Here is a 20737-nt window from a genome sequence, read left to right as displayed (position 1 = left end):
ATCAGTCGGTCAGCAGCTGGTCGAACTCGCCGCGTTTGGCGCCGAAGAGGAACGAGTCCCACTCCTCGGTCGTGAACACGACCGTGCCGGCCTCGCGTGCCTTGCTGTTGCGGACCTCGATGAGACCGTCCTGGCGGCGGGCCTCGACGCAACTGCCTCCGTTGCCTGTCGACCTGCTGGAAATGATCCAGCCAGTTTCACTACTCATCAGTGCTCTTCCTTCTGAAGTCGCTAACTGTGGGTAATCAGCACGCCACTGATGGATTACTGATGTTGCCTGCCCGAAGTGCAAAATCAGAAATACGCCACCACCATGACTCTTTCATCACGAAAGATCACGTACTCAGAGTAGCCGAAACCTGCTTCCGGCGCATCACGTCAGCGTGACAGTTGTCCTCGTGAAATCTTGCACGTGCCCGGGGTGGCTGCGATGATTCCACTGTGGTGGTTGGCGATCACTCGCCGTCGACTCGACAGCCCCTGCTGGTCCGCCGAGTGTGAGAGGACGGCCGATGCGGATCCTCGATCCTGCCGCCGCCGACACCGGCGGCACCACGTCAGATGACGCTCAAGCGCGGACCGAGCCCGAAACCGCCCGCCTCCAGGCCCGCATCGACCAACTCGCCGCACACGTCCAGCAGCTGGAGCAGGAACGAGCCTCACTGCGATGGATGGCCGGCCACGACGAGCTCACCGGACTCGCCAACCGCCGCCTCTTCAACACCCTCGCCCCGAAACTGCTCAGCCGCGACGACCGCGCCTCAGCCGTCCTGATCCTCGACCTCAACGGCTTCAAGCCGATCAACGACACCTACGGACACGACGCCGGTGACGGGGTCCTACGAGTGATCGCCCGGCGCATCGTCGACTGCCTCGGCGACCAGCTGGTGGCCCGGTTCGGCGGTGACGAGTTCGCCGCCCTGCCCCGCGCCCCGCGCGCCGACGTCCCCGACACCTGGTGGCACGAGGTGGCCGGCTCACTGAGCGCCGCGATCGCGCCCCCGATGATCGTGCTGAGCCACACCCTGTCCGTCACCGCCTCGATCGGCGTCGTGCCGGCCGGGCGCTCCCGCGACCTACCCGACCTGCTGCGCCGCGCGGACCAGGCCATGTTCAGCGCCAAACGGCACGCGAAAGCCACCGACAAGACCGGAATCACCTGGGTCGTGTCCACCGAGACCGGCGACCACACCGAGACGTACGAACAGGTGGCCGCCGCCCCCGAGCCGCCGCCGGGCCCGGCCGCCTCCGGGTCCACGGTGGTGTACCGGCCGGGCGACACGGTGTGGGTGCACCGCAGTGGCGCCCGCCGCGCGGGAGTCGTCGAGGGCGCCTGCGAATGGGCGGCCCTGGTCCGCTACCGAGGCCAGAACGGCCCGGGCACGATGGTCGACACGATCCCCACCAACTGCCTCACGGCCCGCGCCGAAGCCGACCCCTACCTGGACCGGAATCCCTCCGCCGCACTGTGACGGTGCGAGCCGGGACGACGCGAGCCGGCGGCAACCTCAGTCGCCGCCGCACTCCCGACAGGGCCGGCGTCAGCCCACCGTCAGCACCAGCTTGCCGTGCAGCCCGCCGGCCAGCACCCGCCGGTGTGCGTCGGCCGCCTCGGTCAACGGCATCGTGACCGCCACCCGCGTACACAACCGACCGGCCGCCACCTGCCCCACCAGATCGGCCAGCAGCTCGCGGTCGTGCCGGATGAGCTGCAACTCCTGGCGCACACCACGATCCGGAACCAGCGGCGGCGTCGGGCGGGTCGCGACCACGATGCCCCTGTCCTCGACGATGGCGGCGGCCGCCTCGCCGACGGGGACCGCGTCGAACACCGCGGCCACCGGCCCGACCTTGGCCAGATCGACCGAACGCGAGACCACCTCGTGGACGCCCAGATCACGCACCCACTGCTCGTCGCCGTCGCTGGCTTGGGCCACCACACGGAAACCACCCTGCAGAGCCAGCTGGGCGGCGAACCCGCCGACACCACCGCTGGCACCCGTGACCAGAATGCTGCTGCCGGCCGGCAGCATCGCCAACGACACCAGCGACATCCCCTGATGTGCGGTCTGGGCGTTGAGCGGCACCGTCGCCGCGGACACGAAGTCGAGCTCGTCCGGCAGCGGCACCAGCCAGTCCACGTCGGCGGCCACGAACTCCGCATAACCACCCGGGTTACCCCGAGTCAAATACCACGGAATCATCCCGACGACACGGTCGCCGACCGCGAACTCCGCCGTGCCGGACCCGACCGAGGCCACCTCACCCGCGATGTCCCACCCGGGCGAGAACGGCGGCGGAACCGGCCCGCGAGGAATCTCGCCGGTCGTGGCGGCGATGTCAGCCGGGTGCACGCACACCGCGCGAATCCGGACCAGCACCTGCCCGGGCCCCGCCTCAGGCTCCGGCAGCTCGGTCACCTGCAACACCTCGGGCCCGCCAAGCGCGGCCGCAACGACTCCCAGCACGCGTCCACTCTAGACCGTCGCGCCCCTCCATCGAAGGCCCGCGGCGTGACCCTCTGCCTCCCGCCGGGAATCAGATTCCGCCATGCCGACGTCGCGGCCGGGTCAGCACGAGGCCGGCCATGGACAGCATCGTGCAGCCGATCATGAGGAACGCCATGGGTACGGCGGTGTCCTGCCCGCCGAGACCGGCGACCGGCGCGACGACGCCCGCGGCCACCCACGTGACGAAGCCGAGCATCGCCGACCCCGTGCCCGGATGCCCGGGCACCTCCGCCGACGCCAGCGCACCACCGTTGGGACCGATCAACCCCTGCGCGGTCATCAGCACGAAGAAGCACACGATCACCAGGAGCAGCGGCGTACCCAGCCACAGCGCACCCGCCAGCATCGCCACCCCGGCACCCAGCGCGGCGACCTGCCCGGCCAGGATGACCCTGCGGGTGGCGATCCGGCCGGCCAGGCGGGCGGCGACCAGCGAGGCGACCGTCATGCCGGCCGCATTGGCGGCGAAGTCGACCGAGTACGCGACCGGCGACAGGCCGTTCATCGACTGCAAGACGAACGCCGACGTCGCCACGTACGCGAGGATCGCACCCATCCCCGAGCCGCTGACCAGCACGTACCCGACGTATCGGCGCCTGGCGAGGACCTGCCTGCTCGCGACCGCGAACGAACGCAGACCACCGGCATGGCGCCGGTGCGGTGGCAGCGACTCGGGCACCGCGACCAGCACCACCACGACCATCGCCACACCGAGGGCGGCCACCGCCCAGAACGACATCCGCCAGCCGGAGACCTGCAGAACGACGGCTCCGAGCAACGGCCCGGCGATCGGCGCGATCCCGCCCACCCCGGCGATCACGTTGAGCACCCGGACCAGCCGGGCACCACGCGCCAGGTCGACGATCACCGCCCGGCCGATCACCATGGCCCAGCCGCCGGCGAAGCCCTGGACGAAACGGGCGGCCATCATGACGCCGATCGACGGGGCCACGGCACACAGCACGGAGGAGACGGTCATCATGATCACCGCGGCCAGCAGCAACCGGCGCCGGCCGTACTGATCGGAGACCGGCCCGCCGATCAGCTGACCCAACGCCATCCCGACGAAGAATGTGGTCAGCGTGAGTTGCACCTGCGTCGCCGTCGCCGACAGGTCACCGGCGACGGCCGGAAACGCCGGCACGTACATGTCGGTCGCCAGCGGCGCGATCCCGGTCAGGAAGATCACCGTGGCGGTCAGGCCGGTGGTGAGCCGGGCCCGATCCGAGGCCGACTGTGCGGCGAGAGCTGCGGTCATGCCCCCAGCACACACGGGCGCCCGTGGTGGGAGGAAGCCATTGACGATGGGTGTACCAGCAGTACATGCCAGGTCAGTATCGGGTGTAACGGGCCCGGTCGTAACCGGCGGTCAACGTGTGGCCGGGGTAGGTGAAGGGCTGGAGCCAGCTGTCGACGCCGATGCCGGGCCACAGGTTCATCATGATTCGCTGCGGATGGGTGGGCAGCGGCCCGCGTGAGCCGTTCTCCTGGTGGACCAGTCTGCCGTCGACGAACCAGTTGATGGTGCCGCCGTTCCACCACTCGAAGGCGTAGTCGTGGTAGCCGGCCGCCGCGTCGAAGCCCAGATTGATCACGGTCTCGTGGCCGCCGACGCCGTTGGTGAAGTAGTTGACCTGCATCTGGGTGGTGTTCTTGCCGAGGATCTCGATGTCGATCTCGTCCCACGGCTGACCGTCGCTGGGCCCGGTGTAGGTGAAGAACGAGGTCACGGTGCCGGGATTCCTGACGGCCTTCATGCGGGTCTCGAACCTGCCGTAGGAGTACAGGTCGGTGGTGCGGTATTCGCCTGAGGCGTACGGCTTGCCGGAGCAGCCGCCGGGGCAGGACTGGGTGTCGAGGTTGATGCCCATGACACCGCCGCTGACCCAGACGTGGTCGGCGCGCCAGCCGGTGTTGAACATGCTGCCGTTGCTGTAGCCGTCGGCCTTGTACCAGCGGCCGGTGTCGAAGGCGTTGAAGTCGTCGACGAAGCTGGGGCCGATCGCAGCCGAGGCCGGTGCGTCACCGGGCCCGGTGAGGGCGGCGACGATGCCGAGGAGCGTGCCGGCCAGTGCCGCGGGCGTACGAGATCGAGTGTTGAACATCTGTGTCTCCCGTTCTGTGGGGGATTTCGTCACGCCTGCGTCGGCCTGGCGAACGGGGATGTGCGACGCCCGGATCGGAGCTGGGAGCTGAAACTGGTACCGGTACCAATCATCGCGATCCAGCGTCGTCGATGAAAAGTTTGTAACCGATTGGCAAAATCTGTCAAGCCGCGATCGGCGGCTGCCAGCGCATATAACGCGCTGCGCACGCTCCGCGAGTCGGGCTACGAAACCTGTTCTTTACACTCGGGAGCCCGAGTCGTACGTTGTGACCGGAAGCGCTTCCAGTCCGAAGAGAGCGCTCTCACATCGATGGGGAGGCAGCATGCGGAGGCGAACACTGCTGGGCGCGGGAGCGGCTACTGTGGCGCTGGTGATGACCGAAGCCGGCGCCGCGGACGCGGCAGACACCGGCCGGAAGGCGTCGCCCACCCGCTACCTGGGCGTCTTCCGGGACGCGAACCCGACGGCGATCGCCTCCGAGGTCGACGCCCTGTACGGCGTCACTCCCGCCAGCGTGATGTGGTTCGACAGCTGGGGCAGCGGACAGGCGTTCCCGGTGGAACAGGCCAGAACGCTCTGGCGACGGGGCATCATGCCGCACTACACCTGGGAACCCTGGAACGTGTCGCTCGGCGCGGCCGACCCCGCACAGATCCACCTGGCGGACATCATCGCCGGCGACTGGGACGACTACATCGTGGCACGCGCCAAGGAGTTCGCCGCGGTGCGATCGCCGATCCTGGTCCGCTGGGGCCACGAGTTCAACGGCAACTGGTACCCGTGGGGCATCGCCAACAACGACGCGGACCCCTCCCGGTACGTGCGGGCGTACCGGCACGTCCACGACCTCGTCGAGAGGGCCGGGGCCAGGAACGTGCAATGGGTGTGGGCGTTCAACAACGGCTCGTCACCCGCCGAGCCCTACAACGACCCGGCCGGCGCCTACCCCGGCGACGCCTACGTCGACTGGGTCGGCATCGACGGCTACAACTGGGGGTTCGGCCCCTCGTGGGACCCGGCCGGCGACCACTGGACGACCTTCGACGCCACCTTCGCCACCGCCTACGCCACCGCCCGTGCCATCGCTCCGTGCCGGCCGGTGATGCTCGGCGAGTTCGCGTCCACCGAGGACGGCGGCGACAAGGGCCGGTGGCTGCGCGACATGGACACGACGTTGCGTTCGGGCGCGTACCCCGACCTCAAGCTGGTGACCTACTTCGACGTGATCAAGGAAGAGCCCTGGTCGCCGACGTCGTCGCCGGCCGCCCTCGCCGCCTTCACCGATTGGGTCAACCGCCGCTACATGAACGGCCGCGGCCACGAGCTCGCCCGCATCGCAGGCCGGTGAACCCGGTCAGGCCGACTCCCGCACGACCATCCTCGTGGGCAGGATGAACGGTTCCGGTTGCTCGCCGTCCAGCAGGTCGACGAGCATCCGGGCCGCGTCACGGCCCAGCGCCTGCACCGGCTGATGGACGGTGGTCAGCTTCGGATCGGTGTGCACCGCGACCGGCAGATCGTCGAAACCCACCACCGCAACATCACCGGGCACCGTACGGCCGGCCTCGCGCAACACCCGCAACGCCCCCGCCGCCATGTTGTCGTTGGCGGCGACCACGCCGTCGAGATCCGGGTGGGCGCTCAGCAGCGCGCGCATCGCCGTGGCACCGCTCTCCTCCAGGAAGTCACCCGGCTCTGTCGCATACGGCCCGAGGCCCGCCAGCAGCATCGCCTCGGTGTAACCGCGGCGACGCTCCCGGCCCACGGCGGTGTCCTCCGGCCCGGTGATCATGGCAATCCGGCGGCGGCCGCCCCGGAGCAGGTGCTCGGTCGCCATCCGCGATCCGCCGGCGTTGTCGACCTCGACGTAGAACGGCGGCGTACCGTGCACCGGCAGCCCGACGAAGACCGTCGGCAGCCCGGACTGCGCGACGATGTCGATGAGCGGGTCGTCACCCCGCATCGCCACCAGCATCACCCCGTCGGCACCCCGGGTCTGCAGGAACGTCCGCAGCCGCTCCCGGCCGTGCGCCGGTGTCACCAGACTGAGCATCAGGTGCAGGTCGGTCCGCTCCAGGGTGGCCGAGGCCCCGACGATGATCTGCGCGAAGAACGGGTCCCCGAAAACCTCGGGCCCCTCACCGGAGACCGCCAGCACCACCACCCCGGTCTGGCGGGTGACCAGCGCCCGCGCGGCCCGGTTGGGCGTGTATCCGAGCTCGCGGATCGCCTTCTCGACCGCGTCACGCTTGGCGCGGCTCACATGCGGGCCATTGTTGATCACCCGGGAGACGACGGTACGCGACACCTGCGCCCGCGCGGCGACCTCGTCGAGAGTCGGCGGCCGGGACGAGGCCGGTGACGGCATTCGGGGCCCTCCGCTCGTACCGATCAGCAGGCGACTCGGTCCTGTCACCCCGGCTCCGGGCGATCCTAGGGAGCCGCGCGCAGGCATGTAAAGCCGACGCGGCGTCAGCCCGCCGCGACTATTGAGATCTCGTACGTGGTGTGAGGTGGCAGGCGTCGCCGGTGGACTTCGCGTTCTGGCGGATTGTGTAGGGGTACTTCAAGCAGTTCAACGAGCGGAGCACCGTCAAGGGCGTCGGTTCCGTGTAAGAGCGCTGATCGGCATGGATTCGTTCGCCTGGCTGACGGCGCACAGCCGCCAAACGCCAGACCCGCTATGTAATCGACTCACCCGGCCGGCCCTGACTGGGAACATCCAACCCGCGTCGAGCGCCAGGTTACCGTCAGTAGCGGCCCTGCTGTGCGCGGCGGGCTGATTCCGCGTACGGGCGAGGGATGCGCTCCTCCGGAACACCGTCTTGCGTTCGGGTGACGGACATCTCCTGGACACTTTCCGCGAGTGCCTCCTTGCCATGTTTTCCCAGTTCAGAGGCGAATATCGGGGTGGCGGATGATCGGACCCAACCATCGAGGCGACACGCTATGTGCCGAGTTGTTCATCCAGTTGCCCTAGGCTCTCAGCCGTTGCTTATGGTGCTCGAATGTGCGCTATGCGTAATTGCGGCATGGTCGGCGCCCATCGAAGGAGGCTGACCATGACGAGATAACAGACGAAGTTTCTCGGTGTCTCACCCGGCCCGATCCGGGCGAGGTGCCTGGGGTGCGCCGATTCCGAGACCTTTCAGACGAGGGCGATTTCCATGCACGCCGATGTACTGCACCTGCTCGATGCCCATCTCGCGGAGCTCAATGCACTGCGCCGGAGCCTCACCATGCCCCGCCCGAGTCAGCCGGGGGAGCGCCACGACGCCGCCGTCGCCACCCTGCAATCGACGCGGCATTTCGTCGCCGAACTCGGGCTGATCCTCGACGATGTCCACCACGCCGATGACCGTCGGCTGCCCGACGCCTCCAGCGACTCGTCGCCGATGCTCGATCAGCTCAGCTCGACAGGCGTGCGCCGCCTCCGTGCTCATCACCGTGTCGGCCGCCTCCGGTCGAGTGTGGACCGCAGCGAGGCCGGGCTGGTGGCTCGGCCTGAATAGGAGGTAATTCGACCGGGCTGCAGCTTTATCGAGCATTCATCAGGATTCGCGAATCATTTGTTATCGCGGCGTGACCAGGTGAATTCTTTCCGGGCATCCTCGACCATTGCAATACGAGACACTAACCTGACGGCTCGGAGAAACCCCGGGTAACGGAAGGTATCTTGATGGCCGCGACCACGGTCGACGTCGGCACCGCCCCGGACGGAACCCTCGTCATCCACCCACACGGTGGCCTCGACGAGGCTGACGCCGTGGACCTGCAGCGGACCCTGGTCCATGCGATTCGCCACCGGCGTCCGCTGCGCCTGATCCTCGACCTCGTTGACGTCAGCGATCTCGCGCCGATCAACCTCGGCACGCTGGTCGCCGCCTGCGCGCTCGGCGACGATCACCAGGTGGCCGTGTTCCTCGACCATCCGCGGCCGCACATCGCCGACCGGCTCGCCGCCGCCGGAGTGCCGGCCCATCGCCTGCGCCACGTCAACGGTGGGCCCCCGCCAGCGCGGGAATGAACGCGGTGAGCCGATCGGCGGGCAGTGGCTTGCTGAAGTGATACCCCTGCAGTAGGTCGACACCCATCTCGACCAGGGTCTGGGCGGTCTGCTCGTCCTCGACTCCCTCGGCGACACTGGTCAGACCGAGCTGACCGGCCATGCGCGCGACCGCCTCGACGATGGCGCGTTCCTGCCGCTGATGCACCCGCATCACGAACGCCCGATCGAGTTTGAGCTCGTCCAACGGCAGCTGACTGAGCAGCGCGAGCGACGTGTATCCGGTTCCGAAATCGTCCATGGCGATCCGTACGCCCAGCGCCCGGATCGCCCGGAGCCGGTCGGTGCTCTGCTCCGGCCGGGTCATCACCGCGCTCTCGGTGATCTCGACGATCAGCGCCGACGGCGGCAGGCCACTCTCGGCGAGCAGGTCCCGGATGGCCGTGACGATGTGGTCCCGGGCCAGCACCGGGGCGGCCAGGTTGACCGCCACCGGCACCGGCCAGCCGCCGCGATGCCACCGCGCGGCCTGCGTGACCGCGTCGGCCAGGACGCGTTCGGTCAGCTGATGAATGATGTCGGACGACTCGGCCTGCGGCACGAACGCGCCGGGCGGCAGCAGCCCACGCTGCGGGTGCGCCCACCTGACCAGTGCCTCCAGCGACGCCACCCGCCGGGTCCGGGCGTCCACCAGCGGCTGGTAGTGCAGCACCAGTTGCCCGTCCCCGATCGCGGCCCGCAGTTGAGTCTGCAGCCCGAGGTCGACCGCCGTTGCCGAACCGAGAACCGGTGTCCACACCTCGACCTGGGTACGGTCCTGCTTGGCCGCATACATGGCGGTCTCCGCGGCCACCATCAGCGCGTCGAGGTCACCCATGCCGGCCGGCCCGCTGTGGGCTGCCCCGACGGCGGCTTCCACACCGATCGGCACGCCGGCGACCTCGAACGGGCCCCGGATCGCCTCCAGCAGGTAGGCGCCGGTGCGTTCCAGACGTTCCTCCAACGGACACTGCGGGTACGGCAGCCCGCCGACGGAGTCGAGGAAGACGACGAACTCGTCACCACCGAGCCGATACACCGTGTTGGCCGGGCAGACCCGGCTCAACGCGGCCGCCACGTGTCGGATCAGCTCGTCACCGTTGACGTGCCCGACCGTGTCGTTGATCTGTTTGAACCGGTTGAGCCCGATCAGCAGCAGCGCCGCGGTCACGCCCGGCTGATCGATACCGGACGCGCGTTCGGCCAGCATCCGCCGGTTGCCCAGCCCGGTCAGGTCGTCGCGCAACGCCATGACCTCGTACCGGCGGCTCAGATAGTCGACGAGCGGACCGACCGGCGCGATTCCCAGCCCTCCGTCGGGGAATCCGACCACCACCGGGATCGCCTTGCTGCCGGTCGGGCGCGCCAGCGCCGCGCGTGCGGCGTCATCCCAGGTCATCGTCGAGGGCAAAAGCAAAGCAGGCTCCGGTACGACGTCCGACAGCGGCCGCCGGTGCAAGAGCGCCCGCCCGAACCCGAGACGCCCGGACAGCGCCGCGTCGAACCGTAGACGGTCCACCAGATAGATCACGTCATGAATCACGGTGAGGACGCCGAGCGACTCCGGATCCTCGCGCATGGCCTCCTCGACCACGCGAACGTCGGTGTGGGCTGGCCACAGCTGAACCGTGTGGGTCAACTCGGCAAGACAAGGCCGACCCTGCATGTGCCTTCTCCGCGGCGAGGGGACGCAACGCCAAACCATTTCGGTCGCCCGGCCCACGACCTTAGGGCCGCGGCATCGCTCGGCTCCCTGACGTCATCGGCCCGCGGCGTGACGGCGACCCACGAGCTGGGACGGCGCCGGTGAGTTCGATCGGTGACCCGGCCCTCGTGCGGTGTCACATCGAGGTTGCGGCCGTTCCATTCGGGCCGTTGCGGATCGCCGTGCTGACCGCGGCCAGCGTCGGGTTGCGGAGCACCGGCAGGGCCAGCGCGTCGCGGGTGGACGTTCCGGGTAGTTCCGCCGCGACCGCGGCGAGCATCTCCAGCATCGACAGCGAGTCGCCGCCGAGGGCGTGGAAGTCGCTGTCCGGGCCGATCACAGCGGGGTCGATCCGCAGGATCCTGGCCCAGATCTTCGACAGAGCCTCCTGGACGTCGTCACGGACGGTGGCCGGCCCAGCCGGGGTGTCGCGGTCGGCGAACGGGTCCGGCAGGGAGGCGACGTCGAGTTTCCCGTTCGCCGTGCGCGGCAGGTCGTCGACGACGACAACGGCGGACGGGATCATGTACGGCGGCAGCCGTCTCGCCAGGTGACGGCGGATCTCCGGGCTGGCCGTCCCGGCGCCGACGACGTACGCACACAGCCGCCCGGCCCTGGCGACTGCCACCGCACGGTCGACACCGGGGTACTCCTCGATCGCGGTCTCGACCTCGGCGGGTTCGATCCGGTGCCCACGGATACTGAGCTGGCCGTCGGCGCGGCCCAGGTATTCCAGCACCCCGCCGGACATCCGGGCCAGGTCACCGGTCCGGTACACCCGGGTGCCGTCGGCCAGCCGCCGGAACCGCTCGCGGTCCAGTTCGGGCCGCCCCCGGTAGCCGCGTGCCAGCTGGGCGCCCGCGAGGTGGATCTCCCCGGTCTCGCCGGGCGCGACGTGACGTCCGTCGCCGTTGAGCAGCAACACCGCCGTGTTCGCGACCGGCCGCCCGATCGGCACCGCCGCGCCGGTGTCGCGATCGGCGTCGAAGACGTGCGTGACACAGCCGATCGTCGCCTCGGTCGGCCCGTATTCGTTGACGATCCGGCACCCGGGCCCGAACGCGCGCTGCGCCGCCGCCGCGACCGCCGTGCGCAGCTGCTCACCACCGACGACGAGCACCGTGAAACCGGCCGGGGACAGCCCCAGCCGTCCGATCAGGTCCAGGTGCGCCGGGGTGAGCTTGAGGGCGTTGGCTCCGGAGCGGTCCAGCATCTGCGGCAGGCTCTCGTGGGTCACCTCGCCGGGCACCAGGGCCACACTGCCGCCGGCGAGCAGCGGCAGCAGGATCGCGGTGCCGGTCAGGTCGAACGCGAGCGAGGTGAACAGCGCGAACCGGGTACGGGCGTCGACCCCGTACAGCTCGGTGGCCCAGGTGACGTAGTTGACGAGGCTCCCGTGCTCGACCTCCACACCCTTGGGGTGCCCGGTCGACCCGGAGGTGTAGATGACGTACGCCAGATCGCCGGGGGTGTTGACCTCCGCCGCGGGCGGCGCACCGGTGGTGGGCAGATCCTCGAGGACCAGGTGGTCGCCGGCGACCCGGCCGGCGTGGCGGCGCCCGACCAGGCAGAGCGGCGCGCCCGCGTCGCGCAGCAGCCCGTCGATCCGGGCGGCCGGATGTGACGGGTCCAGTGGCAGGTACGCCGCCCCCGCCTTGAGCACACCGAACAGCCCCGCGACGGCCTCCACCGTCCGGTCGGCGAGCAACCCGACGACAGCCCCGCGGCCGACGCCCCGCTGATGCAGCGCGTGCGCCACCGCATCGGCTCGCCGGTCCAGCTCGGCGTAGGTGACCTCGCCGGCCGGCCCGGTCAGCGCCACGGCATGCGGGCCCGCCGCCACCCGCCGGGCGAACAGACTGGTCAGGGTGGTGGCGGGCATGTCGCGGCGGGTGTCGTTGCCGGTCCAGTGCCGGTGCGGCGACAGCGCCGCCTCGACGGCGTCCAGCAGCGCCTCGGCCTGTTCCGGCGCGCCGTGGTGGGCCACGGTCAGCTCGGTACGCCCGGGAGGTGCCGTCGCCACGATCGACAGCGGGGCCAGCGGCGCGTGCGTCGGCAGGGAGTAGACCGTCGACGCCCGGAACCCGTCGGCGCTGAACTCGGCCGGATCGATCCGGCCGAGGTGCGACAGGATCGCCGAACACAGATTCCGGTCACCGGCGATCCGCAGAAAACCGGAGAGCAGACCCAATGGCAGCCGGTACGCGACCCGCTCCGCCGCTCCACCGGTGACCTCGTGGCGCTCGACGAGACCGCGCAGGATCCGCTCGTGCAGGGTCTGCCACCGGTCCTGCGGGCCGGCGGTGAGGAACAGCGGCAGACTCAGGTTGGCCGTGCTGCGCAGCGTCGGGTCGTGCCGGCGCAGGTCGACCGGCACCATGAAACGGCAACGCTCGGTGCCGGTGAACCCGGCCACCGCGGCGGCGAGTTTCGCGACCAGTCCGGGATGGTGGCCGTCGACGGTCCGGCGGGCCCAATGCTGTGCTCCCGCCCGGCGGGCCAGCGGGGACCGCCAGCCGACGCTGCTCGGCGGACGGCGGCCGGGCGCGCCCAGCCGCTCGACCAGGCCGTAATCGGTGAGCACCGAGGCAGCGCCCAGCGGCGGCTCACCGCGCAGCGCCCGGAACACGTCCGCCACCCACGTCAGCACACCCCGGCCGTCCATCACCGTGTGCGACACCCGGAACATCACCGAGCCGTCGCCGACCACCACCTCGCAGCTGCGCCGCAGCGGAGTGGACCACAGTGAACCGGTCGCGGCGACGGTGACCAGCGGATCCTGTCCGGTGTCGACCCAGGTGCGGCCGTGCCGGGCCAGACGTGCACCCGGGCATGCGGCGGACGCCACCCGTACCGCCTCGGTCAGCTTCTCGGGGTCGAGGTTTCCCTCGCCCTCGACGACGAGCTGGATCGCCAGGGGCGGCATGGCACGCTCGCCGGCCAGGTAGAGCCATTCGTTCGGCGACACCGGCCGCCGGTAGCGGCTCACCGCACGTACCTGGTGAACGCGTCGACGCCACCGACACTGTCGGCCCACGCACGTAGCTGCCGGAGCCCGTCCGGCTGGCCGATCACGGGGGAGTACCCGAAGTCGCGGGTCGCGGCACTCGTGTCGTACGTGCCCGTCCTGGTCAGCAACGCGATCGAATACCGCGACAACGGCGGTGAATGACGATCACGCAGGTACGGGATCCGCCACACCGTCTCGACGGCACCGACCAGCGCGTCCCGCAGGACCGGCGGCACCCGGCGTGTCGGCGGCGTCGCGTCGAACAGCCGGGCCACCTGTGCGGTCAGCGCCCACACGTCGCTGACCTCGGCATCGGCCACGAAATAGGCGCGGCCACCGACGTCGTCCGAACCCGCGGCGAGCCGGCAGGCCCGGACCGCGTTGGTGACGTGACACAGCGACGCGTGCACGACGCGACCGCCGGACAGGTCGGGCAGGCGCCCCGCACGCAGCTTCGCGATCATCCGCGGCATGAAGCCGTGCCAGTCCCGCGGACCCCAGATGCCGCGCGGCCGCAGCGCGCACGTGGTGAACCCGGGGGAGTTCGCGGCCAGCACGAGCCGTTCGGCGGCCGCCTTGGACTCGGAGTAGAGGTTCAGATATCGGGCCGGGTACGGCACGCTCTCGTCGATCCTGACCTGATCACGGCCGTCCATCACCGCGCTGGGGCTGCTGACGAACACGAACCGGCGTACCCCGTTGGCCCGGGCCGCCGCCAGCAGCCGTGCGGTGCCGGCGACGTTGGTGCCGAAGAACTGTGCCCGGCTGCCGTGGTCGGTCACCCGCGCGGCCGAGTGGTAGACGACCTCCACGCCCCGCGTCGCCACGTCGAGGGACTCCGGGTCGGACAGATCCCCGGGGACCGGTTCGATCTGATCCACACCGGTGTCCAGGGACAGGGCCGCGCCCGGGCGCAGCAGGGCACGGACGTCGTCGCCGGCCGCGACCGCCGCCTCGGCGAGGTGCCCGCCGAGGAACCCGGACGCCCCGGTCACCAGTACTTTCACGGCAGCCCCCGCCACCAGGTCGCGCCGAACACCATGGTCATCACGGCGGCCCGCAGCGTTGTGACACCGGCCCGCCGGGCTCGGGGCAGCGCGATCGGCAGCTGCAGGAGATGCACCACGACGCTCAGGAACGCGACGATCCACCACAGTGCCCAGAGCGCCGGATGTGGCATCGGGCCGAGCATGCCGTACCCCAGAAATGCCCAACCGGCCAGCGGAACCAGCCGCGGCGCGAGGTCGCGGCGGCGGCGCGGCCGCAGCCGGTGCTCCGCCCAGACCGACAGGTACTCGCGGTTGATCTTCGCGTTGTGGCGGATGTCGACCGGGAACGACGGATGGAACAGGAACGTGTCCAGTGGCTTGGTCACCGGCTGGCTCTCCGCCAGCTCGTGCAGCTCGCGACGCAGCCGGTCGTGGTCGTCGAAGCCCGGGCGCGTCTCGACACACATCACCGGGCGGCCGCCGACCCCGACCAGCGCGGTGCGGCGCACGTCCGGGTGGGCGTTGAGAACACCTTCGCACTGTACGGTGTGCAGGTCGCCGACCTGCTGACTCTTACGCCCGCAGAACCAGATCCGGCCGCGACCGTCGATCCAGCCGAGGTCACCGGTGCGGTGCCAGCGCCGGTCACCGTCAACGATCTTGGCAGCCGCGTCGGCCGCGGGCAGCCGGTGGTATCGAGGACTGACCGTGGGACCGGCGACGGTGATCTCACCGATCTCGCCGGGTGCCACGAGCAGGTCGTCATGCCACACCGGGATCGGCTCATCGGTGGTACGCACGATGCGCACCTCGATCCCGTCCGCGGGGCGGCCGACGCACGTGCCCAATCCGGTACGGCTGCCCTCACCGTCGATCTCGTGTGACGCGATCGAGGCGATCGGGAGCACCTCGGTCGCGCCGTACGTGGTCTCGAACCGCAGGTCGTCACGGTGCAGCAACCGCACGATCCGGTCGGCGACCGGGGCGCCACCGGACACCAGCGTCCGCAGGGTCGGCAACCGCCGGCCGGTGTCACGCAGATACCGCCCCAGCGGGTCGAGCAGTGCCGGGGAGGCGAACATCGTGGTGACGCCGTACTTCTCGATGGTGTCGGCGATCGCCTCCGGAACGGCGTCGCCGACCCGGGTCGGGTCGACCGGCGCGAGCACACAGGTGGAACCGATCAGCAGGTGCAGGACGCCGAACATCGGCGAGGTGACCAGCCCGACGTCGTCGGGGGACTGGCCGTGCCCGGCGATCACCTGCTCGACCATCGCCTCCAGCGCACCATGGGTCGACTCGACGCCCTTGGCCGGGCCGGTGCTGCCCGTCGTGAAGCCGATCATCACCAGGTCGTCCGGATCCGGCCGCACCGCTGGCACGGGACCGCGGTACCCGGCGAGCGCATCCAGGGTGGTCCCGCCCCAGCCCCACCGCCGTCCGGCGGTGACCAGGACCCGCACCCCGGCGAATGTCCGCCGGCTGAACAGCCGCACCACGTGGGCGACACCGACGCCGATGAACGCCTCCGCACCCGCGCTGCGGTAACAGTGCAGCATCCGGCGTACGCCCATGCCGGGATCGACGACCACCGGGACCGCGCCGGCCTTCACCAGCCCGAACAGCACCGGGAACAGGTCCAGGCCCGGGCGCAGTATCAACACGGTCTTCGTACCTTTACCGACGCCCAGCGCGTTCAGCCCCGCGGCGTACGCGTCGGAGCGCTCGTCGAGCTCCCGGAAGGTGATCCGGCCGTGGCCGGGCCAGACCACCGCGTCGCGGTCGCCGAACGCCTCCGCATGGGCGGCCAGCCGGGCCGCCGCGCCGACCATCAGTGGCCACCGCGGTAGACCGAAAACGCCACCGACAGGCCGGCGCCCGCGGCCACGAACAGCGCCCGCGGGTACGCCGCCGCCTGCCCGGTGGCGACCGCCTGGTGATAGGCGAAGGTCAGCGCGGAGGAGTGCGGGTCCCCGTCGACGCCCTGCACCGTGACCACGGCCGGTGCGGCGATCCCCAGCCGCCGGGCCAGCTCGGCCGCGAACCCCGGCGTCGGCTGCGACGCGACCAGAAGCGTGTCCGACAGATCGAGGCCCTCCTCGGCGGCATACCGGGCCGCCTCGGCGGCCGCGAACCCGACCAGCCGCTCGGCGTAGCCGGCGTCCCGGTCCACCCGGATCTGCTCGCGCCCACGCGTGCCGACCGCATCGAGGTCGATGTAGCCGACGACACCCGGGGTGTCACCGTCATCGGCGGCGACACCGACCCGGCCGAACCCGGTGCCGGCCCCGGCACTGCGGGACAACAGCATCGCCGCACCGACCGTCGCGTACCCGAATGCCGGGTCCGGGCGCCCGGACGGGTGTGCGTCCCCGGAGACGACCAGGGCGAACTCGGCATCACCGGTGTCCAGGAACGCGCCGGCCACCTGGACCGCGTTGAGCACCCCGCAGGCACCGTTCATCAGGTCGAACGACAAGGTCGGCCGGCCCGAAGCGAGGTAGTCCAGGTTCGTGCCGATGTTCTTCTGGATCAGTGCCGCCATCGCCGGCTCGGCCATGTTCTCGTCGCGGTACACGCCGACGTTGATCAGCAGGTCCACCTGGTCGGGATGGATGCCGGCCCGTTCGATGCAGGCGGTGGCGGCGGCCGAGGCGTGCGCGATGGATCCGCCGAGCCGGCGATCGGTGCTCACGGCCGTGGACACGATGGCGGTGGGCATGCTCAGGCCTCCAGCGAGCTGATGGTGGCGGACACGCAGCCGGTGACAACGCCCGAGGCGGCCGGGACGAACAGGTACTTCGCCCGGGCCCGCGCACCCGACCTGCGCAGATGGTCGTGCAGAACCAGGAAGTGCGAGGTGGTGGACGTGTTGCCGTACTTCTCGACCACCGACAGCGACGCGGGCATCGGCGCGCCGAAGGCGGCCTCGCCGTGGGCGTTGAAGTTGCGGATGAACTTGCTGCCGACCTGGTGGTGGATGATGTAGTCGTAGCCTTCGGCGGCGAAGGACGACCCGCGTTTGGCCAGGAAGTCGCTCTGGAAACGGGTCCACAGCGCCGAGCGTTCCTGCTTGTGCATCTGATGATTGTCGGTGTAAAGAGCGATGCCCTGGTTGCGGTCGCTCGGTTTGCCGATGCACAGGTGTGAGTACTCCGCGCAGGTCATCAGCTCGACGTAGTGGATCCGATCGTCCGCCGAGACGGACTCGTCGACGATCACCGCCGCGCCGGAGTCCCCGACGGTCAGCGAGCCGAACTGCGGATCGTACAGCTCGCTGATCTCCTTGACCGCGGTCTCCGCAATCGCGGTGATCCGCTCACCGCTGACCACCATTCCGTTCCGTACGGCACCCGCCTTGATCATCCGGTCCAGGATCGCGACGCCCGACATCATTCCCGCGCACGCATTGGAGACGTCGAAATGAATCGCCCGGCGGGCACCCAGCGTCCGGGCCAGTTGGTAGGCGAAGGACGGCTCGAAATGAAAGTCGTCACCGTCCCGGAACCGGGTGATCGACGCCGAGATGACCACATCGAGATCGGCGGCGTCGTACCGCGAGCGGGACAGGCAATCCTCGGCCGCCCGCCGGGCCAGCACGAACGAGTCCTCGAACGAATCCGGCCGCTTGTCGTGAACCCGCCGCTCCGCGATTCCGGTAATGCTCTGCAGATCGAACGGTGGCTGGTAGCCCATCTGCGCGACGAGGTCCCGGGTGGCGACGACGGTCGCCGGAAGATAAGCGCCAATCGATTCGAAACGGGTGTGAGTCACCAGATCACCTTCGGATGGGGCGGCCACAGTGGGCAGCCACGGCGAGCTCCTGAATAGACCGGAAGCAATGTTTTCGTCAGGCGTCCATCCGGATCAAGCAAATGAGAGGTGTGTCATGCCGAAATCGATGCCGGAAACCCGTACGCTGTCCCTGCGACACGCCAACGAAACCGGCGACGGGAGCGAATCGTTTCAATGCCGCGGATCCGATGATTCATGCGGCACGGTCCGCTGGAACCCCGGCGCCGTCCGTGATGCCACGGGTTTGGCGGGCGGTTCCGACTCCGGCGGCGAGGCTGCGCTCGCCGCCGTCGGACCTGCGTGCGGACCGCTTCAGCGGGGGACACCCGTGGCGCGCAGGATGAGGGTGTCGAAGGCCCGGTCGGACATGATCCGCCGTGACGCGATCAGCGGCTTGGCGCCGAAGCCCACGGCGTAGCGGGTCTTCGGGCGGCGGGCGGTGACAGCCTTGCCGACGGCGTCGGCGATGACCGCCGGCGGCGAGTTGCGGCGCGCGTTGGCCTCCGAGCTCAACGCGGCCGCGACTGCCTCGGCCTGCTTGGCGTAGGCGCCGTGGCCGGAAGCCTCGCGAAGCTTGTCCGCGGCGATGCCGCCCCACTCGGTCGCGATGCCACCGGGCTCGATGACCACGACGTCGACCCCGAACGGCTTGGCCTCCAGGCGCAGGCAGTCGCTGATCGCTTCGAGAGCGAACTTGGTGCCGTGGTACCAGCCGCCGAGCGGGGTGTAGATCTTGCCGCCCATCGAGGTGATGTTGACGATGGTGCCGGAGCGCTGGGCCCGCATGTGGGGGAGCACCAGCTGGGCGAGCCGTGCCGCGCCGAACACGTTGACCTCGAACTGTGCCCGGGCCTCGGCCAGGGGGACGTCTTCGATCGTGCCGTAGGAGCCATAGCCGGCGTTGTTGACCAGCACGTCGCAGCGGCCGGTCTCGACGATGATCTGCTTGATCCCGGCCTGCATCGATTCGTCGTCGGTCACGTCCATCGCCAGCGGGCGGATCCCGGCGGTGGCGAGCTCTTCCAGCCGATCGAGCCGGCGGGCGGCTCCGTAGACGGTGAAGCCGAGGTCGTGCAGTTTGCGGGCGGTGGCCTCGCCGATGCCCGACGACGCTCCGGTGACCAGCGCGGTCTTGGTCATGTCAGTTTCCTCCATTAAGATGAACTCGGGTTCACAATCATCATGAACCACGGTTCACCTTCCCGCAAGTCGCACCGGCAACCGCACCCGAGGAGCAACCCGATGACACCGCCCCGCCCCCTGCGCGCCGACGCGATCCGCAACCGGGCCAAGATCCTCACCGCGGCGAGCGAGCAGATCTCCACCCACGGGATCGACATCGGGATGGACGAGATCGCCACCGCCGCCGGGGTCGCCGTCGGCACCCTGTACCGGCACTTCCCCAACAAGACCGAACTCGTCGCCGCCGTCGTGGCCGACTTCTTCCACCGCGTCGCCGACGACGCCGACGCCGCGAACCAGCGCGTCGCCCAAGGCGCCCGCGCCCTCGACGAGATCACCGGTTTCCTGCGCCGGGTCATCGAGGACGCCGCGATCAACCACGCCGCCAAAGCCGCCCTCAGTGCCCTCGGCGCCCGGCCCGGCGACCCCGCCGCCGAACAACGCTCGGCAACCGCCGTGACCAGCATGATCAAGGCAGGTCAGGCGGCCGGGGACATCCATCCCGACGTCACCGTCGACGACCTCTACCTGCTGGTCGAGTCCGCTCCCACCGGCCGGCCGCCGGCCGCGCGCAGCCGATGGCTGGACCTCGTCCTGCCCGGCCTCACCACCCACCCGCGCCGCTGACCCGCGGCGTCGATGCCGGCCGCGCCCGTCGACTCGTGCGGTGAGCACTCCGGGACTGCGGTGGACGTCACCCTCCCTTTTATCTGACTGATCATCTACTGTCCTGTCAGGTAAATGGGAGGTGCAGAGCCATGCGGCTCGTCTACGTATTCGATGCCTACTGCGGCTGGTCATACGGTTTCTCCGGCACCCTGCGTGAGATCACCGGGCGGCATCCGGAGCTGCCCGTCGAGGTCGTCTCGGGTGGGCTCTTCGTCGGCCCCCGCCGGGTCCCGGTCCGCGAGTTCGGCTTCATCAAGGGCGCCAACGCCCAGATCCACGAGACGACCGGAGCCGTCTTCGGCGACGCCTACGAGCGGCTCATCGCCGACGGCTCGTTCGTGATGGACTCCGAAGCCGCCGCCCGCGGTGTCGCCGCCCTGCGTCAGGCCGCGCCGCACCGGGCCGCCGACCTCGCGATTGCCGTGCAGAACGCCTTCTACCTGCACGGTCTCAGTCTCTCCGACCCCGGCACCTACCGGACGGTCGCCGCCGAGGCGGGCCTCGACGGCGACGCGGTGACCGCGGCGTTCACCGGCCCCCCAACCGTGGACGCCGCGGTCGCCGATTTCCAGCGGGCCGCCCGGCTCAAGGTCACCGGCTTTCCCACCCTGATCGCCACGCACGGCGAGATCAACACCCCGATCGCGTACGGCCACGCGACGCCCACCCAGATCGAAGCACGACTCGCCGCCCTGTCCGTCGCCGAGGAGGCACACCCGTGAGC

Annotated in this window: 18 protein-coding genes; 6 read left to right on the top strand and 12 right to left on the bottom strand. The window is 70.0% G+C overall.

What is annotated here, in order from left to right; translation table 11 throughout:
- Position 1 precedes the first annotated feature (1 nt).
- Positions 2 to 208, bottom strand: a complete 207-nt coding sequence (locus ACFO0C_RS01780; RefSeq protein ID WP_106325348.1) for a DUF397 domain-containing protein — start codon at positions 206 to 208, stop codon at positions 2 to 4.
- 304 nt (positions 209 to 512) lie between these two features.
- Between ACFO0C_RS01780 and ACFO0C_RS01775 the strand changes: the two genes are divergently transcribed.
- Positions 513 to 1472 carry a GGDEF domain-containing protein gene (locus ACFO0C_RS01775; RefSeq protein WP_378064679.1) on the top strand — a complete coding sequence of 320 codons (960 nt, stop codon included), beginning with the start codon at positions 513 to 515 and terminating at the stop codon, positions 1470 to 1472.
- A gap of 69 nt (positions 1473 to 1541) precedes the next feature.
- Here ACFO0C_RS01775 and ACFO0C_RS01770 read toward each other — a convergent pair whose 3' ends face one another.
- The 3 genes from ACFO0C_RS01770 to bglS form a co-directional block, all read right to left on the bottom strand.
- Positions 1542 to 2468 (bottom strand): NADP-dependent oxidoreductase, encoded by a 927-nt coding sequence (locus tag ACFO0C_RS01770; RefSeq protein WP_378064678.1) that lies wholly within the window; start codon positions 2466 to 2468, stop codon positions 1542 to 1544.
- Between the two features lie 70 nt (positions 2469 to 2538).
- The gene (locus tag ACFO0C_RS01765; protein WP_378064677.1) at positions 2539 to 3768 is read right to left on the bottom strand and encodes a multidrug effflux MFS transporter; all 1230 of its coding nucleotides are present in this window, start codon (positions 3766 to 3768) and stop codon (positions 2539 to 2541) included.
- A 73-nt stretch (positions 3769 to 3841) separates the two neighbouring features.
- Entirely contained in the window at positions 3842 to 4615 is a 774-nt protein-coding gene (gene bglS / locus ACFO0C_RS01760) for a beta-glucanase (protein WP_378064676.1), read from the bottom strand.
- A 325-nt stretch (positions 4616 to 4940) separates the two neighbouring features.
- Between bglS and ACFO0C_RS01755 the strand changes: the two genes are divergently transcribed.
- Positions 4941 to 5966 carry a glycoside hydrolase family 26 protein gene (locus ACFO0C_RS01755; protein WP_378064675.1) on the top strand — a complete coding sequence of 342 codons (1026 nt, stop codon included), beginning with the start codon at positions 4941 to 4943 and terminating at the stop codon, positions 5964 to 5966.
- A 6-nt stretch (positions 5967 to 5972) separates the two neighbouring features.
- Here ACFO0C_RS01755 and ACFO0C_RS01750 read toward each other — a convergent pair whose 3' ends face one another.
- On the bottom strand, positions 5973 to 6986 hold the full coding sequence (locus tag ACFO0C_RS01750; protein WP_378064674.1) for a LacI family DNA-binding transcriptional regulator: 1014 nt from the start codon (positions 6984 to 6986) through the stop codon (positions 5973 to 5975).
- Between the two features lie 799 nt (positions 6987 to 7785).
- Here ACFO0C_RS01750 and ACFO0C_RS01745 point away from each other — a divergent pair.
- Both ACFO0C_RS01745 and ACFO0C_RS01740 read left to right on the top strand, forming a co-directional pair.
- Complete coding sequence (locus tag ACFO0C_RS01745; protein ID WP_378064673.1) at positions 7786 to 8130, top strand: hypothetical protein; 345 nt, start codon at positions 7786 to 7788, stop codon at positions 8128 to 8130.
- A gap of 167 nt (positions 8131 to 8297) precedes the next feature.
- Positions 8298 to 8645, top strand: a complete 348-nt coding sequence (locus ACFO0C_RS01740) for an STAS domain-containing protein (protein WP_378064672.1) — start codon at positions 8298 to 8300, stop codon at positions 8643 to 8645.
- Here ACFO0C_RS01740 and ACFO0C_RS01735 read toward each other — a convergent pair.
- The 7 genes from ACFO0C_RS01735 to ACFO0C_RS01705 form a co-directional block, all read right to left on the bottom strand.
- Positions 8614 to 10242, bottom strand: coding sequence for a putative bifunctional diguanylate cyclase/phosphodiesterase (locus ACFO0C_RS01735; protein ID WP_378064671.1), 1629 nt, complete (start codon positions 10240 to 10242; stop codon positions 8614 to 8616). The two genes, ACFO0C_RS01740 and ACFO0C_RS01735, sit on opposite strands and share 32 nt — an antisense overlap.
- Positions 10243 to 10504: 262 nt before the next feature.
- Positions 10505 to 13357, bottom strand: a complete 2853-nt coding sequence (locus tag ACFO0C_RS01730) for a non-ribosomal peptide synthetase (RefSeq protein ID WP_378064670.1) — start codon at positions 13355 to 13357, stop codon at positions 10505 to 10507.
- Positions 13354 to 14385, bottom strand: coding sequence for an NAD-dependent epimerase/dehydratase family protein (locus ACFO0C_RS01725; protein WP_378064668.1), 1032 nt, complete (start codon positions 14383 to 14385; stop codon positions 13354 to 13356). Before ACFO0C_RS01725 ends, ACFO0C_RS01730 begins: the two co-directional genes overlap by 4 nt.
- Complete coding sequence (locus tag ACFO0C_RS01720) at positions 14382 to 16199, bottom strand: fatty acid CoA ligase family protein (RefSeq protein WP_378064667.1); 1818 nt, start codon at positions 16197 to 16199, stop codon at positions 14382 to 14384. Before ACFO0C_RS01720 ends, ACFO0C_RS01725 begins: the two co-directional genes overlap by 4 nt.
- A complete protein-coding gene (locus ACFO0C_RS01715) occupies positions 16199 to 17089 on the bottom strand; it encodes a hypothetical protein (RefSeq protein WP_378064665.1) in 891 nt (296 codons plus the stop codon). Before ACFO0C_RS01715 ends, ACFO0C_RS01720 begins: the two co-directional genes overlap by 1 nt.
- A 2-nt stretch (positions 17090 to 17091) precedes the next feature.
- Positions 17092 to 18141, bottom strand: coding sequence for a 3-oxoacyl-ACP synthase III family protein (locus ACFO0C_RS01710; RefSeq protein ID WP_378064664.1), 1050 nt, complete (start codon positions 18139 to 18141; stop codon positions 17092 to 17094).
- Between the two features lie 333 nt (positions 18142 to 18474).
- Positions 18475 to 19302: an oxidoreductase gene (locus ACFO0C_RS01705; protein ID WP_378064662.1), complete on the bottom strand. Its 828-nt coding sequence runs from the start codon at positions 19300 to 19302 to the stop codon at positions 18475 to 18477.
- Positions 19303 to 19404: 102 nt separating this feature from the next.
- Between ACFO0C_RS01705 and ACFO0C_RS01700 the strand changes: the two genes are divergently transcribed.
- Both ACFO0C_RS01700 and ACFO0C_RS01695 read left to right on the top strand, forming a co-directional pair.
- The gene (locus ACFO0C_RS01700) at positions 19405 to 19971 is read left to right on the top strand and encodes a TetR/AcrR family transcriptional regulator (RefSeq protein WP_378064661.1); all 567 of its coding nucleotides are present in this window, start codon (positions 19405 to 19407) and stop codon (positions 19969 to 19971) included.
- 131 nt (positions 19972 to 20102) lie between these two features.
- Positions 20103 to 20735 (top strand): DsbA family protein, encoded by a 633-nt coding sequence (locus ACFO0C_RS01695; protein ID WP_378064660.1) that lies wholly within the window; start codon positions 20103 to 20105, stop codon positions 20733 to 20735.
- Positions 20736 to 20737: the final 2 nt, after the last annotated feature.

This window comes from Actinoplanes subglobosus (assembly GCF_042650585.1).
GTDB lineage: Bacteria > Actinomycetota > Actinomycetes > Mycobacteriales > Micromonosporaceae > Actinoplanes > Actinoplanes subglobosus.
The sequence above is the reverse complement of the archived record's forward strand: the minus strand, read 5'-3'. Positions and strand labels throughout refer to the sequence as shown.

Coding starts and splice junctions, on each gene's coding strand:
- ACFO0C_RS01740 (WP_378064672.1), top strand. CDS start 8,298: ATGGCCGCGACCACGGTCGACGTCGGCACCGCCCCGGACGGAACCCTC.
- ACFO0C_RS01715 (WP_378064665.1), bottom strand. CDS start 17,089: ATGCCCACCGCCATCGTGTCCACGGCCGTGAGCACCGATCGCCGGCTC.
- ACFO0C_RS01765 (WP_378064677.1), bottom strand. CDS start 3,768: ATGACCGCAGCTCTCGCCGCACAGTCGGCCTCGGATCGGGCCCGGCTC.
- ACFO0C_RS01700 (WP_378064661.1), top strand. CDS start 19,405: ATGACACCGCCCCGCCCCCTGCGCGCCGACGCGATCCGCAACCGGGCC.
- ACFO0C_RS01720 (WP_378064667.1), bottom strand. CDS start 16,199: ATGGTCGGCGCGGCGGCCCGGCTGGCCGCCCATGCGGAGGCGTTCGGC.
- ACFO0C_RS01755 (WP_378064675.1), top strand. CDS start 4,941: ATGCGGAGGCGAACACTGCTGGGCGCGGGAGCGGCTACTGTGGCGCTG.
- ACFO0C_RS01705 (WP_378064662.1), bottom strand. CDS start 19,302: ATGACCAAGACCGCGCTGGTCACCGGAGCGTCGTCGGGCATCGGCGAG.
- bglS (WP_378064676.1), bottom strand. CDS start 4,615: ATGTTCAACACTCGATCTCGTACGCCCGCGGCACTGGCCGGCACGCTC.
- ACFO0C_RS01695 (WP_378064660.1), top strand. CDS start 20,103: ATGCGGCTCGTCTACGTATTCGATGCCTACTGCGGCTGGTCATACGGT.
- ACFO0C_RS01750 (WP_378064674.1), bottom strand. CDS start 6,986: ATGCCGTCACCGGCCTCGTCCCGGCCGCCGACTCTCGACGAGGTCGCC.
- ACFO0C_RS01775 (WP_378064679.1), top strand. CDS start 513: ATGCGGATCCTCGATCCTGCCGCCGCCGACACCGGCGGCACCACGTCA.
- ACFO0C_RS01735 (WP_378064671.1), bottom strand. CDS start 10,242: ATGCGCGAGGATCCGGAGTCGCTCGGCGTCCTCACCGTGATTCATGAC.
- ACFO0C_RS01780 (WP_106325348.1), bottom strand. CDS start 208: ATGAGTAGTGAAACTGGCTGGATCATTTCCAGCAGGTCGACAGGCAAC.
- ACFO0C_RS01745 (WP_378064673.1), top strand. CDS start 7,786: ATGCACGCCGATGTACTGCACCTGCTCGATGCCCATCTCGCGGAGCTC.